Origin of the sequence: Nocardia otitidiscaviarum (genome assembly GCF_007362295.1) — a bacterium.
GTDB classification, from domain to species: domain Bacteria; phylum Actinomycetota; class Actinomycetes; order Mycobacteriales; family Mycobacteriaceae; genus Nocardia; species Nocardia otitidiscaviarum.
This window is the reverse complement of the sequence record NZ_CP041695.1, coordinates 7031505-7046329: the sequence shown is the minus strand read 5'-3', so window position 1 is coordinate 7046329 and position 14825 is coordinate 7031505. Positions and strand designations below refer to the sequence as shown.

The 14825-nt window shown below is 70.5% G+C and carries 15 protein-coding genes; 5 read left to right on the top strand and 10 right to left on the bottom strand.

The features are described 5' to 3' along the window. Positions 1-79: 79 nt before the first annotated feature. Complete coding sequence (locus FOH10_RS31690; protein WP_143983401.1) at positions 80-565, top strand: hypothetical protein; 486 nt, start codon at positions 80-82, stop codon at positions 563-565. 3 nt (positions 566-568) lie between these two features. On the opposite strand, the gene FOH10_RS31685 is transcribed toward FOH10_RS31690, so the two are convergent. Then, positions 569-1045 (bottom strand): DUF4190 domain-containing protein, encoded by a 477-nt coding sequence (locus FOH10_RS31685; RefSeq protein WP_029932450.1) that lies wholly within the window; start codon positions 1043-1045, stop codon positions 569-571. Positions 1046-1156: 111 nt separating this feature from the next. After that, a complete protein-coding gene (locus FOH10_RS31680; RefSeq protein ID WP_039808075.1) occupies positions 1157-1948 on the bottom strand; it encodes a pirin family protein in 792 nt (263 codons plus the stop codon). Between the two features lie 256 nt (positions 1949-2204). Between FOH10_RS31680 and FOH10_RS31675 the strand changes: the two genes are divergently transcribed. The 3 genes from FOH10_RS31675 to FOH10_RS31665 all read left to right on the top strand — a co-directional run bounded on the left by FOH10_RS31675 (position 2205) and on the right by FOH10_RS31665 (position 5816). Next, complete coding sequence (locus tag FOH10_RS31675) at positions 2205-2675, top strand: NUDIX hydrolase (RefSeq protein ID WP_039808078.1); 471 nt, start codon at positions 2205-2207, stop codon at positions 2673-2675. Beyond that, positions 2672-4036: an MFS transporter gene (locus FOH10_RS31670; RefSeq protein ID WP_425326115.1), complete on the top strand. Its 1365-nt coding sequence runs from the start codon at positions 2672-2674 to the stop codon at positions 4034-4036. The genes FOH10_RS31675 and FOH10_RS31670 overlap by 4 nt, the downstream gene beginning before the upstream one ends. Before the next feature lie 139 nt (positions 4037-4175). Then, positions 4176-5816 carry a glycoside hydrolase family 183 protein gene (locus FOH10_RS31665; RefSeq protein WP_143984438.1) on the top strand — a complete coding sequence of 547 codons (1641 nt, stop codon included), beginning with the start codon at positions 4176-4178 and terminating at the stop codon, positions 5814-5816. A gap of 42 nt (positions 5817-5858) precedes the next feature. Here the strand turns inward: FOH10_RS31665 and FOH10_RS31660 are convergent, their stop codons facing one another. From FOH10_RS31660 to FOH10_RS31630, 7 genes are all read right to left on the bottom strand, one after another. Then, entirely contained in the window at positions 5859-6713 is an 855-nt protein-coding gene (locus tag FOH10_RS31660; protein ID WP_143983400.1) for a 5-oxoprolinase subunit C family protein, read from the bottom strand. Continuing rightward, positions 6710-7585, bottom strand: coding sequence for a 5-oxoprolinase subunit B family protein (locus tag FOH10_RS31655; protein ID WP_244961462.1), 876 nt, complete (start codon positions 7583-7585; stop codon positions 6710-6712). Before FOH10_RS31655 ends, FOH10_RS31660 begins: the two co-directional genes overlap by 4 nt. 85 nt (positions 7586-7670) lie before the next feature. After that, entirely contained in the window at positions 7671-8423 is a 753-nt protein-coding gene (locus FOH10_RS31650; RefSeq protein ID WP_143983399.1) for a LamB/YcsF family protein, read from the bottom strand. A 160-nt stretch (positions 8424-8583) separates the two neighbouring features. Then, positions 8584-9741 carry a sulfate/molybdate ABC transporter ATP-binding protein gene (locus FOH10_RS31645; protein ID WP_143983398.1) on the bottom strand — a complete coding sequence of 386 codons (1158 nt, stop codon included), beginning with the start codon at positions 9739-9741 and terminating at the stop codon, positions 8584-8586. A gap of 366 nt (positions 9742-10107) precedes the next feature. After that, positions 10108-10935, bottom strand: coding sequence for an ABC transporter permease (locus FOH10_RS31640; protein WP_039808095.1), 828 nt, complete (start codon positions 10933-10935; stop codon positions 10108-10110). An 8-nt stretch (positions 10936-10943) separates the two neighbouring features. Continuing rightward, positions 10944-11708 carry a molybdate ABC transporter substrate-binding protein gene (gene modA / locus FOH10_RS31635; RefSeq protein WP_143984436.1) on the bottom strand — a complete coding sequence of 255 codons (765 nt, stop codon included), beginning with the start codon at positions 11706-11708 and terminating at the stop codon, positions 10944-10946. Next, on the bottom strand, positions 11705-12118 hold the full coding sequence (locus tag FOH10_RS31630) for a TOBE domain-containing protein (RefSeq protein ID WP_039808098.1): 414 nt from the start codon (positions 12116-12118) through the stop codon (positions 11705-11707). Before FOH10_RS31630 ends, modA begins: the two co-directional genes overlap by 4 nt. 138 nt (positions 12119-12256) lie before the next feature. Here FOH10_RS31630 and FOH10_RS31625 point away from each other — a divergent pair, with 138 nt between their 5' ends. Next, complete coding sequence (locus FOH10_RS31625; protein WP_143983397.1) at positions 12257-13084, top strand: hypothetical protein; 828 nt, start codon at positions 12257-12259, stop codon at positions 13082-13084. Positions 13085-13093: 9 nt separating this feature from the next. On the opposite strand, the gene FOH10_RS31620 is transcribed toward FOH10_RS31625, so the two are convergent. Beyond that, positions 13094-14563: a CCA tRNA nucleotidyltransferase gene (locus FOH10_RS31620; RefSeq protein ID WP_143983396.1), complete on the bottom strand. Its 1470-nt coding sequence runs from the start codon at positions 14561-14563 to the stop codon at positions 13094-13096. Positions 14564-14825: the final 262 nt, after the last annotated feature.

Below are 14825 nucleotides of genomic sequence, written 5' to 3'. Positions count from 1 at the left end.
CTATTGTCATTTCGATTGCCGGGGGTTACGGTCTGATAACCCATCCCGACGAGTGGTCCGCACCGAGACGAGTTCGCCCATGAGCACGCTCGACCCCACCTTCCATACGGACACCGAGGACGCCTTCGCCCGCTGCCGCGGCTACCGCGCCGAGCACGGTCTCTACGGCGTCGTCGACCCCGGCCTGGGCCGGATCATGCTGGAGGTCGGCGCGGTCGGAGCCGTCACCATGCCCGCCGAACTGGGGCATCGTGTCCGCGCTCGACTGCGCGCCCGCTGCGGGCCGGTCATCGCGCATCCGCGCTCGGCGCGCTGGACCTTCCTCACCGGCCCCACCGACAACTCGTATCTGGATATGACGCTGGTGGCCGACCTGTTCCGGGACTGCGCGGGCGTGGCGCTGCCCGGCAGCCGCATCGTGCTGCCCTCACCCGCCGACGAGCGCGGCGGCTACCGCCGCTGGATCTGTCCGCCGGAAGGGGACTTCCGGCCCGAACTGGCGGAGGTGCTCGACGCGACGCGGGCCTGCCGCATCACCAACGCCGACCGCGAGGGTTCGGCCTGACCGTCAGCGGGTCGGCTCCGGGGTGATGGTGATGCCGAACCGGTCGTCGAGATTCTGCTCGAAGTCCCGCTGGCACTGCTCGATCTTGGCCTGATCATTGCCCGCGGCATTCATGCAGTCGAGGAAGTTGTCGAAGCCCGCCTCCTTGGCGACGCCCCAGAAGAACAGACCCACGACCAGGGAGACAACCACGCCGATCAGACCGAGGACGATACCGGTCACGGCCATTCCGGTGCCGCCGGACTTCTTGCTCAGCAGGGCGATGAGGCCGAAGATCACGGCCAACGGGCCGAAGAGGAAACCGAGCAGGATGAAACCCGTCGGAATGGCGATGATGCCGAGCACCAGCGCGGTAATGGCCAGGCCCTTACCCTTCGGGGGCTCCTGCCAATACTGCTGGCCGGGCTGGGGCTGATAACCGCCCGGCGGCGGATAGTCACCAGGGGGCGGGTATTGGCCGGGCGGCGGATACTGCGACATGGTGGCATCCTTCCATCGGTGCTCGCTCCCGGTATCGCGCGGCCGCGCGGAGACCGTTAACGCAGGTGACGCACACCGACCATGGTATTGGCGCGACCGCCCCGACGACGGCTACTGCCCGCCGAGCCGCGCGTGCATTTCCCAGACCAGCACCTCAGCGGGCATATTCGCGGTGATGCGCTGACCGCCGCTGCGTGTCATGCGCACGGCGTCGCCCTCGTAGAGGGTGCCGACGCCCTCCACCTCCACCTCGCCCCGCGCCACGAAGACATGCAGGTACGGGGCCTCCGGTAGGCGCACCTCGGTGCTCGGTTCGGCCACCGTGCTCGGTTCGGCCATCCGCGCGACATGCAGCGCGGAATGACTGCTGGCGATGGCGATGGCGGTGCGGTCGCGGTAGCGCGGCAGTCCGGAGGCCACGGTCACCAGACCGCCGCCCGCCAATTCGTCGTCGATCTCCAACTGCTGATAGCCCGGTTCGATGCCGGGTTCGTCGGGCACCACCCACATCTGGACGAAGTGCACCGGTTCCTCGTGTTCGGCGGCATTGCTGATCCGCCACGCGTCGTTCTTCTCCGAATGCAGGATGCCGGTGCCCGCACTCATGCGCTGGGCCAGGCCGGGATAGATGACACCGGCGTGCCCGAGCGAATCCTGATGCACCAGGCTGCCGCTCAACACCCAGGTCACGATCTCCATATCCCGATGCGGGTGGGTGTCGAAACCCTCGCCGGGCAGCACGATGTCCTCGTTGTTGACCAGCAGCAGGCCGTGGTGGGTGTTGTCCGGATCGTAGTGTTCGCCGAAGGAGAAGGAATGCTTCGAATCCAGCCACGCCACACGCGTTTTCATGCGGTCGCCGCCCCGATGGACATCGATGTGTGGTGTCGTGAGCGTGGACACCGCCGTCTCCTCTCACCGGCGAGCACCGATCGACTTCCAGGGTAGAAGCCCGTTCGGAACCCCTGCCTGAATTCCCGGTAAATTCTATCGTGCGGGCAGCAATCATCCGCACGGCCCCGACCAGGCATTACCGAACGGCGCATCCGGCCGGCGAATTGTCGCCCTGCGGGCGCGCCGGAAAGCCGCCCGCCGTGCCGCACCGGGGCGGCGACCGTAACATGATGTGCCGCAAGCAGAACCGGAGGGAGGGGGACGGATGAGACCTGAGGTACTCGCGGGTATCGAACGCGAACTCCGGCAGCAGGCGGGCAGCGAGGGCATCACCCATTTCGTGGTCGGCGTCGCCGTGTTCCGCAATGGCAAACTACTGGTCGTACGGCGTGTCGCCGATGACTGGCACGGTGGAATGTATGAACTGCCGGGCGGCGGCGTGGAATCCGGGGAAACATTCGCCGAATGCGTGGAACGCGAACTTTTCGAGGAAACCGGACTTCGCCTGGTGCGAATCACCGACGTACTCGGCGGATTCGACTACGCCACCCGCACGAAATCCCGCGTCCGCAAATACAGCTTTGTGGTGGAAGCCGAATACGGTGAGATCGCACTCGATCCGAGCGAACACGATCAATACCAGTGGGTCGACGCCGACGGACTGGACAACCTGCCGATGGCCCCCGATATGCGCGCCGCCGTCTACGCCCTCGTGACCACGCATCCCGCCCGGTGAACGTCCCGGCGACGGGGCGAGGATTCGGATCGGGGCAGGGTTTCGGCGCACTCGCGCGCACGGTCCGCGCGGCGCTGCGCGGCAACCCGGGGGTACTGCGACTGGCGGTCGTCCGACTGGCCGGTCCGTTCGGCGACGGCATGTTCCAGGCGGCGCTGTCGGGGGCGATCCTGTTCAACCCGGAACGGCAGACCGATCCGGCGGATATCGCGGCCGGATTCGCGGCCCTGCTGCTGCCGTACTCGATCATCGGCCCCTACGCGGGCGCGCTGCTGGACCGCTGGGACCGGCGCACCGTCCTGCTGCTGGCCAATGTGCTGCGGGCCGGGCTGATCGCGGTGACGGCCGCACTGCTGGCGGGCGGGATCGCCGCCACGCCACTACTGCTGTTCGCGCTCGCCGTGGTCGGCATCGGACGGTTCGTGGGCGCGGGCTGCGCGGCGGCGCTGCCCAAGGTGCTGGAACAGCGCTGGCTGGTGCCGATGAACTCGATCATGGCGACGATGGCGGCCGGCTGCGCCATCGTGGGCGCGAGTCTCGGCTTCGGGATCATCGGGCTGATCGGGCCGGGCGACACCGGATCGGCGGTCGCGGTCGCGGGCAGCGCCGTCGGATCGGTGCTCGGCGTCGCCGCGGCAGCCGGATTCCGGGGCCGAATACTCGGACCCGACCGGGCCGAACGCGACGCCCGCAGCTCGGTGCGCGCCATCGCGGGCGGGCTGCGCGGCGGCGCGGTGGCGGCCGGACGGTCCCGCCAGGTCACCACCGCCATGATCGGCATCGGCGCGCACCGCATGGTGTTCGGGGCGGACACGCTGCTCATGGTGCTGGTGTTGCGGCGCGGCGTCGAGGACGGCTCCGGGGTCGCCGAGCGGCTCGCCGGTTTCGGTGTCGCCATCACCAGCACCGGGGCGGGCATGCTGAGCGCGGCCGTGCTGGCGCCGCTGCTCATCCCGCGCCTGGGCCGCATCCGCACCGTCGTGGCGGGGCTGGTCACCGCCATCGTCGTGCAGCTGACGCTGGTCACGCCGATCACCGTGGCCACCGGTGACGACGAGGCACGCGCCCGGCTGGCGCTGCTGGCCGCCGCCTTCCTGCTCGGCCTGGCCGGACAGACCATCAAACTCACCGGTGATGCCGCCATGCAGATCGAGATCGACGACGCGCACCGCGGGCAGGTGTTCGCCCTCCAGGACACCGTCTTCAACATCGCCTTCGTGCTGGCGCTGGCGGCCACCGCGACGGTGATACCGGCCGATGGGCGTGCACCCGCGGTGGTGGTGGCCGCGGCCGGGATCTACGCCTGCGGACTCGCCGCCATCGCGTTCGACACGCGGTGGCGGGGCGGGGGCTCGTGCTAGACCGGTCTCGTTTCGGTCGCAAATCGGTTGACGGCGCGGACGACTCGCGCGTAACCGCACGCGGACCGATACTGTGACACGGTTGTCGATCTCGAGTGACGCGGTACGCCGCGCCCCCGGACAGGAGACGCACAGAGCAATGGGATTTCCGCAGCGCGCGCCGATCCCGACCCCGCTCCGCACCGCATCCGTACTGACCGGCGTCGTCGCGGTCGGTCTGGCGCTCACCCCGCCGGCGGCCGCGGCCCCCGCGCCGTGGGCGCCCGCCCCCGTGAACAGTTGCGGTGAGGTGGGATTCGACCCGCTGGCCCGCGAACCCCAACCGGATACCACGCCGTGGAGCCCGCCGCCGACCATCCGAATCCCGGTCCCGGTACCGGAGTTCGTGCCGGTGCCGATACCCGGGCCCGCGCCGGACGACACCCGGATCGACCCGGCCCCGCTGCCGCCGGACCCGTGCGCCTCACCGTGCCCGGACCTGCGGCACAATCCCAGTGCCACAGGGACTCCCGCCACCCCGAGCGGTACGCCGCCGGAGCTTCCCGACAGCGAGCGCCCGCCGGAACCGACACCGACGCCCACCGCGCCGCCGGAACCGGCACCCGAACCGCAGACCTCGCAACCGCCCGTACCGGCCCTGCCGCGGCTGCCCGAGATCGAGATCGTCCCGGAGACCGAGCCGATTCCCATCCCGGTCCCCGGCGGGGAGCCGCCGGAGCCGCAGCCCGCGCCGACGCCGACACACGTCCCGCCCGCACCCGGGCCGCTCGCCGCACCCGTCGCACCGCCGCGCGTCACCGACGTCCGGTTGGTCGAGCAGCTCACCGGTCCGGGCTCGGAGAACCGCACCGATATCCGCTGGCAGGTGGACGGCACCGACCTCGGCCTCATGTGGGAGAACCGGCCCGGCGAGGTGGCCGTGGTCTTCGGCGACACCTTCGGCGAGGGCTGGGTCCCCGACAGCGTGGGAGGCCCGGACTGGCGCAGCAATGTGCTCGCCTACAGCACCGACCGCGACCTCTCCGACGGCCTCACCCTGGACTCCTTCGTCCAGGACAGTCGCTGCCACGCGGCCGAACTGCTGGGCAGCCGCAAGATCAAGAACTTCGAGACCACCACCATTCCCACCTCCGGATTCGCGCTCGGCGACCGGCAGTACCTGACCTACATGTCGGTGAACCGGTGGAGCCGGATACCGGGCATGTGGTGGACCAACCACGGCGGCCTCGCCTGGTCCGACGACAACGGCCGCACCTGGGTGAAGTCCCAGCATGCGCAGTGGGACAACCTCTTCGGCATCGGACGCTTCCAGGTGGCCACCATGGTGCCGCACGGCGACTGGGTGTACATGTTCGGAACTCCCAACGGGCGCATGGGCGTTATCGGCCTGGCCCGGGTGCCCGCCGCCGAGGTGCTGAACAAGACCGCCTACCAGTACTGGGTGGGCGGCAACTGGGTGCCCGCCGACGGACCCAACGAATTGCTCGCCACCCCACTGGTTCTCGGCACCGCCAGTGAACTGTCCATCCGCTACGACCAGGGCAGCGGGCAGTGGCAGATGGTGTACCTGGACGCGCCCGCGCACCAACTCGTGCTGCGCACCGCCGCCGAACCCCAGGGCACGTGGAGCGATCCGATCCCGCTGGTGAGCACCCGGGACTATCCGGCCACCTACGGCGGATTCATCCATCCGTGGTCTACCGCCGAGGATCTGTACTTCACGCTGTCGGCGTGGGGGAGCTACAACGTGTATCTCATGCACGCGAAGCTGGAGCACTGACGGGGTTCCGCCGCGTGCGAGCCGACCACCGCTCGACGGAAATCAGCACCGCCGGAATCGGATTCGGCTGCCGGGGCGCGCCTGCGCCAGCGCGTCGACGTCGGCGTCGACCACCACCGCGATCACCGGGTAGCCGCCGGTGATCGGATGATCGGCGAGGAACACCACCGGCTGGCCACTGGGCGGCACCTGGATGGAGCCCAACGCGACGCCCTCCGTGGGCAATTCGCGGTCGTCGCGGCGGCGCAGCGGTGGGCCGGTGCGACGGTCCAGCCGCGCGCCGATGCGGTCGGTGTCGGCGGACACCGTCCACTCCCCGGCGCACAGATCGCCGGGGGCGGTGAACCAGTCGTCGCGGGGTCCGAGCAGCACCCGGACGGTCAGCGGGTCGTCGCCGGGCGGTGCGACGGGGGCGACATCGACGATCGGATGGGTGCGCGGGGGAGCGCCGACCGGCAGCACATCTCCGGGCCGCAGCGGTTCCGGGCCGATGCCCGCCATGGTGTCGCGACTGCGCGACCCCAGCACCGGCGGCACGTCGATACCGCCCCGCACGGCCACATAACCGCGCAGTCCGGTGCGCGCCAAGCCGAGCCGAAGACACTGGCCCTCATCGATTTCCAGCACACTGGCAATGCCGACGGGGCGGTCGTCCACGAAGGTGGGTACGGGCGCACCCGTGACCGCCACGGTCAGGTGGCGCTGCGCACGCAGTTCCACACCGCCGAGCAACACCTCGATTCCGGCCGCGCCCTCCGGATTGCCGACCAGCCGGTTGGCCAGGCGCAGCGCGGCGCGGTCCGCCGCACCGGCCGTGCCCACGCCGGAGCCGAACCAGCCGGGACGGCCCAGATCCTGAATGGTCGCGAGCGGTCCGACCCGCTCCACCCGGATCATCGGTCCACCGCCGCGAACCGCACCCGGGTACCGGCGCGGATGAGGGCGGGCGGATCGCGATCGACATCCCACATGCGCGATTCCGTGGTGCCGATGAGCTGCCAGCCGCCCGGACTGCGGCGCGGATACACCGCCGAGTAGCCGCCCGCCAGCGCCACCGCACCCGGCGGAATGGCGGTGCGCGACTGGGCGCGGCGCGGCACGGCCAGTCGGTCGTCCGGGGCTTCCAGGTAGCCGAACCCGGGCGCGAAACCGACGAAGGCGCACTGCCATTCGATACCGGTGTGCTGGGTGATCACCTCGTCGACGGTCAGCCCCAGCAGCTCCGCCACCTGCGGCAGATCCGCGCCGTCGTAGCGCACCGGGACCACCAGCGGTTCGGTGCCGGCATCGGTACCGCCCACCACGTCGGTATCGCCCACCGCGTCCGCACCCGGCTCGGCGGGATGGGGTGGCGTCGGTTCACCGGCCGCGCCACCGGCGGAAGCGGCGAGATCGGCCAGCACGCCGGACAACCGACGGCGCACCGGTTCGGCGGCGGCGGGCGCGGTCAGCGTCACCAAAACCGTCTCGGCGGCGGGCAGCACATCCACCATTCCCGGGGGCCGTGCCCCGAGCGCCGCGAGCAGACGCGGGATGAGGGCGCGCGAAGGCGGAATCACCAGCAGCGCCCGGTCGCCCGCCGCACGGATCTCCCCGGCGGATGCCTCCCGCGCGAGCGCGGCGCGGTGCGTACCCGGCCGGGCCGACGCTGCGGCGCCGCTACCGGAGGCGGTGGGACTCGGACGCGGGATCCGACGATCGACGTTGTCGCCTGCCGCCTCGCGTGGGGCATCGTCGCCGGGCATGTGCGTGGGATCGTGCCGGGGCACTACGACGCACCTCCGCGAAACGCCGTCGTCGGTCCGGAAGGAGGTCGGGGGAGCGGTGGTACAGCCGTCATGGGTGGTCTCCCACTCAGCAGAACGCGCCGACGGGGATGCCCGCGTCGTCCAGGGTCGAGCGGATCCGGCGCGCCATCTCCACCGCGGCCGGGGAATCGCCGTGGACGCAGATGCTCGTGGCGCGCACCGCCACCGCGCCGCCGTCCACCGTGACGGCCTTGCTGTCGCGGGCGATCGACAGCGCCTGGGTCACCGCGTCGTCGGGCCACAGCACCGCGCCCGGCTGGCTGCGCGGCGCCAGCCTGCCGGAGGACAGGTAGGCGCGATCGGCGAAACCCTCACCGACGAACGCGATTCCGCGCGCCCGGGCCGCCGCCTCCAACTCGGTCCCGGCCGGTCCGAGCAGCGACAGCTCCCCGCCGAATTCCGCCATGGCCGACAATACGGCCTCGGCCAGCTCCCGATCCGCGGCCGCGGCGTGATACAGCGCGCCGTGCGGCTTCACATATCGCACCCGGTCACCCGCGCTGCGGGCGAAGACATCCAGACTGCCGACCTGATACAGGGTTTCGTCGCGCAATTCGTCCGCGGTCACCGCCACATGTCGCCGCCCGAAACCCACCAGGTCCCGGTAACCGATGTGCGCGCCGATCCGCACACCCTTGGCAACCGCCAGCTCACAGGTGCGCCGCATGATCGACGGATCACCGGCATGGAAGCCACAGGCGATGTTCGCGCTGGTCACGATGTCCAGCATGGCCGCGTCGTCGCCCATGCTGTACGCACCGAAACCCTCACCGAGGTCGCTGTTCAGATCGAACGCCATGGCTCCAGCATGGCACCGCGGCGGCCACCGACACACCCCACGACCGAATCCGCGCCACTACCGCCGCCCCGACCTCGCCGCACGCCACCGACACTGCCTGAATCGTCGCACCGCCACCGCTACCCGATCTCGCGCCGCCACCACCCGATCTCGACACGCCTCAGCAGGGGTACACCTGTACCTCGGCAGCTTTGACCGAGAAGTAGACCTCCGTATCGGGGGCCAGCCTCAGGTCCGCCACCGCGCCCGGCGTCAGGTCCGCTGTCAATGCGACGGGGCCGCTCGCGGCGACACCGTTCGCCGCCGCGTCGCCGCGCTTCCGGCCGCTTCGGCCGGTTCCGGTCAGATCGGCCCGGATCCGGATGATTCCGCCGCGATCGGTCAGCTCGGCGATCCGCACCGGAAACACATTGCGGGGGCTGCCTTCCGGTTGTGCGCGGTACACCGCCACCGCCGTGGGCGCGAAGACGGCGGCCGCCCGGCCGGTGGGCGTCCACCCCGCATCCGCGCACCCGTGGACGCGCATCCCGTCGGCATCGACGGCGTGCACCGGGTCGGCGGCATCGGCCGCCGCGACCGCCTCTCCCACCACCAGGTTCATACCGGCGATCCGGGCCGCGAAGGCGCTGCGCGGGCGGGCCAGCACGGCGGCCACCGGACCCGACTCCACCACCCGGCCGGATTCGATCACCACCAGGCGATCCGCCAGGGTGAGCGCGTCGATCATGTCGTGGGTGACCAGCACCGTGCCGGTCGGGGCGTGCGGGCTGTCGCGCAGCACCCGGCGCAGCAGGGCGCGCATGGCGGGAGCCACGGTCACGTCCAGCGCCGCCATGGGTTCATCCAGCAGCAGCACCCGCGGTCGCACCGCCAGCGCCCGCGCCAGCGCCACCCGCTGGGCTTGCCCACCCGACAGCGAACCCGGTGCGCGATCGGCGAATTCCTCGGCGTCGACGGCGCGCAGCCAGTCGCGCGCCACCCGTTCGGCCGCCCGACCCCGCAGTCCCTTGCTGCGCGGCCCGAATGCCACATTGGCCAGCACCGACAGGTGTGGGAACAGCAGCGCTTCCTGCGCGAGCAGGCCGATATCGCGCCGGTGCGGTGGCACCGCGATGCCACGCGCGGTATCGGTCAGCACCCGCCCGTCGAGCCGAACCGTGCCCGCGTCCGGCGGCAGCATTCCCGCGATCACGTCCAGCAGTGTGGACTTCCCCGCACCGTTCGGTCCGAGCACCGCCAGCACCTCACCCGGTGCGACCTCGAACTCCACATCCAAGGCGCGGTCGGCCACCCGCGCCGATACGTGCAGGCCGCTCATGAATCCTCCGCCAAGTCCCGGGCGTGCGGTTGCACGATGACGTCGCGCTGTTTCCCGCGCGCACAACCACCCATACGGTGTTCTCTCCCGTGCGATCGGGGCCGCTGCGCAGTGGTCCCGCGCTGCCTGCCGCGTACCCGCCCGCTCATGCGGTGCCCTGTCCGGCACGAGCGGCCACCCGCGCCGCCACATACAGCCCACGCGCTGTGCCCTTTCGGCGCGAGCAGGGACGCTGCGCGGTGTCGCCGTGCTGCCTCGTCCGTACCCAACCACTCACACGGTGTCCGTTCGCGTGCGAGCGGGATCGTTGCGCGGTGGTCCCGCGCTGCGTGGCGACGCCGCGCTGCCTCCTCCGCGCCCGACCGCTCATGCTGTCCGCCCGTTCGCCGCGGCACCCACGCGCCGGTAGGCGATGAGCACGATGAGCACCGCGACCAGTACCAGTAGCAGCGAGAGCGCCACCGCGGCGTCGGCGTCGGTCTCGCGTTGCAGGTAGATCTCCAGGGGCAGGGTGCGGGTGCGGCCCTGGAGGCTGCCCGCGAAGGTGAGCGTCGCACCGAATTCCCCCAGGGCACGGGCGAAGGCCAGCACCGAACCCGAGATCAGGGCCGGGCGCAGCAGGGGCAGGGTCACCCGCCACCACACCACGGTGGGGCGCGCGCCGAGGGTGGCGGCGATGCGCTCGAAGCGGTCACCGGCGGTGCGCATGGCCCCCTCCAGGGTGATGACCAGAAACGGGAGGGCGACGAAGGTCTGTGCCAGCACCACCGCCGTCGTGCTGAAGGCGATGCGGATGCCCGCCGCCTCCAGTTCCCGACCCAGCAGACCGTTGCGGCCGAACAGGTACAGCAGCGCCAGACCGCCGACCACCGGCGGAATCACCAGGGGCAGCAGCACCAGCGAGCGCAGTACGGGCAGCGCCCGCCAGCGGGCGCGGGCCAGCAGCACCGCCATCGGCACACCGAGAGCGATGCACAGCAGCGTCGCGGCCGCCGCCGTCCGCACGCTCAGCGTCAAGGCGTCCCGCGACGCGGGCGAGGTGATGAGGCCGAAGAAGTTCGCCCAGTCCACGGCCGTGGTCAGGGCCAGCAGCGGGCCGATGACCAGTGCGAAACCGATGACGGCGGGCAGCAGCAGCCACGCGGGCACCCCCGGCCCGGGGGAGACCGAACCGGACAGGCCGCGCGGTCGCATCGAATGTTTCACGGGGAACCGAACCCGGCCTCCGCCAGCAGCTTCCGGCCCTCCGGCCCGGTGACCAGGTCGAGGAACTCGCGTGCGCCCTCGGGGTTCGGCGCATCCGCGACCACCGCGATCGGATAGCTGTTGACCGCCGCCGCGGCCTCCGGGAAGGGCACCGTCACCACCCGGTCCCCGGCCGAGGCCGCATCGGTGACGTACACCAGACCGGCGTCGGCCTGCCCGGTGGTGACCTTGGCCAACACATCGGTCACCGCGGACTCCTCGCTCACCGGGGTGATGGCGACGCCCGCGGCGGCGGTCACCGTCCGTGTCGCCGCACCGCACGGCACCTGGGGGGCGCAGACGACGAGCCGCAGGTCGGGGCGGGACAGGTCCGCCAGCGTCGCGATACCGGCCGGATTGCCGGGCGGGGTGACGATGGTGAGCGTATTGGTGGCGAAGGTGGTCGGCGTCTCGGTGATCCGGCCACCGCGCACCGCCTTGTCCATATTGGCCGGATTCGCGCTGGCGAAGACGTCGGCCGGGGCGCCCTGCTCGAGTTGTGCTGCGAGCGTGGACGATCCGGCGAAGGAGAATTCCACCGCGGTGCCCGGGTGCGCGGATTCGTACCGCGCACCGAGTTCGGTGAAGACGTGCTGCAGCGAGGCCGCCGCGAAGACGGTCACGGTCGTGCTGGACGTGGAATCGGAAGTGCCACAGCCGGACAGCGCCGCGACCCCGAGCACCGCCAGCGCGGCCGCTCCCGCTCCGGAGCGAAAACCTATGCGGCCCCGCCGGAATCGGCGTCGGTCTCGACCACCACGGTGGTCGCCTTCACACTCGCCACCGCCACGCTGCCGGGCCGCAACCCCAGCTCCCGCACCGATTCGCTGCTCATCAACGACACCACCGTGAACGGCCCGCATTGCATCTCCACCTGTGCCATCACCGTATCGGTCACCACCCTGGTGACCAGCCCGGGAAACCGATTGCGTGCCGAGGAGGCACTGCCCAGTCGCGCCCGCGGGGTCCGGGCGTGCTCGACGGCCAGGGCCGCCAACTGCTCACCGTCGACCACCAGGCGGCCCGATCCGTCCTTGTGGGCCGCGAGCGATCCGGCGTCGATCCAGCGGCGGACGGTGTCGTCACTGACACCGAGCAGCTGGGCGGCGTCGCGGATGCGAATATCGGGCATACGAGCACCATAGCTCCGCATATGCGGGTGCAACAAGGAGAAAGTCCCGCATCTGCGGATACTTTCCGGTCTGATGCGACCGGCGTCACAGCGTTCGACCTGGTGCTGTCACCTGCTGCCGGTACGCTCGGGGCAATCATGGCCACGTATTTCGATCCGAAGGCCTGGTCACCTCTGCGGGCGGTGGACCTCGGCATGGACCTGGGACGACGCCTGTTCGACCAGAGCTGGCTGGATCAGTGGACCACCTTCACCACCGCCTGGCTGGATCCGGTCGCCGACTTCGGTGCGGGCACCGTCACCGCGCTCATGCCCGATGTACTCATGACGCTGCTGTCCGAGGGCATCCTCAGCCAGTTCGGCGGGCAGGAGGTGAGCGCCACCGTCCTCGGCCACGACCTGCGCGCCACCCTGCACACCCTCAAGGTGCGACGGCGCGGGGCGCACTTCCAGTCGAAAACCGTGCTGACCGATCTGTATTGGAACGAGCAGCCGATCAAGGAACTCACCGTCATCGCGCACGGCGTGCGGCTCATCCCGGGGGTGCCCACCAAAATCCGCTCCGCCCAATTGGATCTGCGCGGCACCATCCACATCGAGGCGCTGGTGCGGTGGATCAACAGCTGGCAGCCGGACTGGCTGCTACGAACCGCGCCGGACGGAATGATCCTGGCGCGGCATCGAAAACGAAGATTGCGGGCCCTGGCCACCGCGGAGATCAAGGACAATGTCCTCACCATCACGCTGCACCGGGCCAACTGGTGGGGCATCCGGATGCCGCGGCGCGCGGTGCGGTTACAGCCGATCCCGCTGACCGATCTGCCGAATCACGCGCGCATCACCCGCGCCGAGAGAATCGGCGACGACGTACTTTTCGAGGCCGATCTGCCCGGCCTCACCGGTTCCTTCGACCTGGCGCAGATCCGCGCCGCCATCGTGGCGGGCACCACGCTCATCGTCTTTTGACAGCGGCGATCAGGACGCGGACTGCTGGCCCTTCCACCACTTCAGCAATTCCGTCTCGGCTTCCTCGCGGGTGAGTGGGCCGCGGTCGAGCCGCAACTCCTTCAGGAACTTCCACGCCTTGCCCACCTCGGGGCCGGGCTGGATGCCGAGCAGTTCCATGATGGCGTTGCCGTCCAGGTCCGGGCGCACCCGCGCCAGATCCTCCTGCTCCTGAATGCGGGCGATCCGCACTTCCAGATCGTCGTAGGTGGATTGCAGCATGGCCGCGCGACGCTTGTTGCGGGTGGTGCAGTCGGCGCGCACCAGTTTGTGCAGACGCGGCAGCAGCTCACCGGCATCGGTGACATAGCGGCGCACCGCCGAATCGGTCCACTGCCCCTTGCCGTAGCCGTGAAAGCGCAGGTGCAGATACACCAGACGCGCCACATCCTCGGTGAACTGCTTGGGGTACTTCAAGGCGCGCATGCGCTTTCGCACCATCTTCGCGCCCACCACCTCGTGATGGTGGAAGCTCACCCCGCCGCCCGGCTCGTTCTTCTTGGTGGGCGGCTTGCCGATATCGTGCAGCAGCGCGGCCCAGCGCAGGATCAGGTCCGGGTCGCCCTCCTCCTGATCGATGGCCTGGCGCAGCACCGTCAGCGAATGCTGGTAGACGTCCTTGTGCTGGTGGTGCTCGTCGATCTCCAATTTCATGGCCGGCACCTCCGGCAGCACCCGCTCGGCCAGGCCCGTCTCGCACATGAGGTCGATGCCGTCGGTCGGGTACTCGCCGCCGATGAGCTTGTCGAGTTCGGTACGCACCCGCTCGGCGGTGATGCGGTCGAGCTCCGGGGCCATGGCGACAATGGCCTCCCGCACCCGCGGCGCCGGGGTGAAACCGAGCTGTGCGACGAAGCGCGCCGCACGCAGCATGCGCAGCGGATCGTCGTGGAACGAATCCTGCGGCGCCGCAGGGGTATCCAGCACCCCCCGGAGCAGGGCCGACATCCCGTCGAGCGGATCGACGAATTCCAGTTCGCCCAGCGCCCCGATGCGCACCGCCATGGCGTTCACCGTGAAGTCGCGACGCACCAGATCGCCCTCGAGGGAGTCGCCGAAGGTGACCTGCGGATTGCGGGACACCCGGTCGTAGCTGTCGGCGCGGAACGTGGTGATCTCCAACTGCTGCCCGCCCTTGGCCGCGCTCACCGTGCCGAAGACCAGGCCGCCGGTATCCCACAGGTGGTCGGCCCAGCCGCGCATCAGCTCCTGCACCTGCTCGGGGCGGGCGTCGGTGGTGAAGTCCAGATCCGTGCCCAGCCGGCCCAGCACCGCGTCGCGCACACTGCCGCCCACCAGGTACAGGTGATGGCCGTGCGCGGCGAAGAGCTCGCCGAGCGGGGTCAGAACCTCGGACAGCCGTCCCAGTGTGATCGCCGCCGCCGCGAGCAATCGGGTACGGCGTTCCTCGTTTGCTGCGTCGGACTCAGGCGAAACCACGAAAACGCAGCTTAGTGGAGTGGCGCAATCCGGTAGTCGCCCCGTCGGGCCGAAGCCCGGCGCGACGCGCCGCCGAACCCGGTGGGCTGCCCGCGAAGGTGCTTCCGGACGGCGCGGGGGAGCGGTCGCGACACCCCGGCCGAGGGGTGTTTACAGCGGCGTTCCGGCAGCTCGACGCAGCGAGGCGGCACCTGCGCCCGTGCCCGCTAGACTGACGCAGTGTCTCCTCCGGCCGATCGCGCGAACAGTCGACGCCGCCAGC

Bases quoted from the DNA above. Each gene is read 5' to 3' on its own strand.
- FOH10_RS31675 (WP_039808078.1), top strand. From the start codon at position 2,205: ATGAGACCTGAGGTACTCGCGGGTATCGAACGCGAACTCCGGCAGCAG.
- FOH10_RS31650 (WP_143983399.1), bottom strand. From the start codon at position 8,423: ATGGCGTTCGATCTGAACAGCGACCTCGGTGAGGGTTTCGGTGCGTAC.
- FOH10_RS31640 (WP_039808095.1), bottom strand. From the start codon at position 10,935: ATGCGACCGCGCGGCCTGTCCGGTTCGGTCTCCCCCGGGCCGGGGGTG.
- FOH10_RS31645 (WP_143983398.1), bottom strand. From the start codon at position 9,741: ATGAGCGGCCTGCACGTATCGGCGCGGGTGGCCGACCGCGCCTTGGAT.
- FOH10_RS31630 (WP_039808098.1), bottom strand. From the start codon at position 12,118: ATGCCCGATATTCGCATCCGCGACGCCGCCCAGCTGCTCGGTGTCAGT.
- FOH10_RS31660 (WP_143983400.1), bottom strand. From the start codon at position 6,713: ATGATCCGGGTGGAGCGGGTCGGACCGCTCGCGACCATTCAGGATCTG.
- FOH10_RS31690 (WP_143983401.1), top strand. From the start codon at position 80: ATGAGCACGCTCGACCCCACCTTCCATACGGACACCGAGGACGCCTTC.
- FOH10_RS31685 (WP_029932450.1), bottom strand. From the start codon at position 1,045: ATGTCGCAGTATCCGCCGCCCGGCCAATACCCGCCCCCTGGTGACTAT.
- FOH10_RS31625 (WP_143983397.1), top strand. From the start codon at position 12,257: ATGGCCACGTATTTCGATCCGAAGGCCTGGTCACCTCTGCGGGCGGTG.
- FOH10_RS31665 (WP_143984438.1), top strand. From the start codon at position 4,176: ATGGGATTTCCGCAGCGCGCGCCGATCCCGACCCCGCTCCGCACCGCA.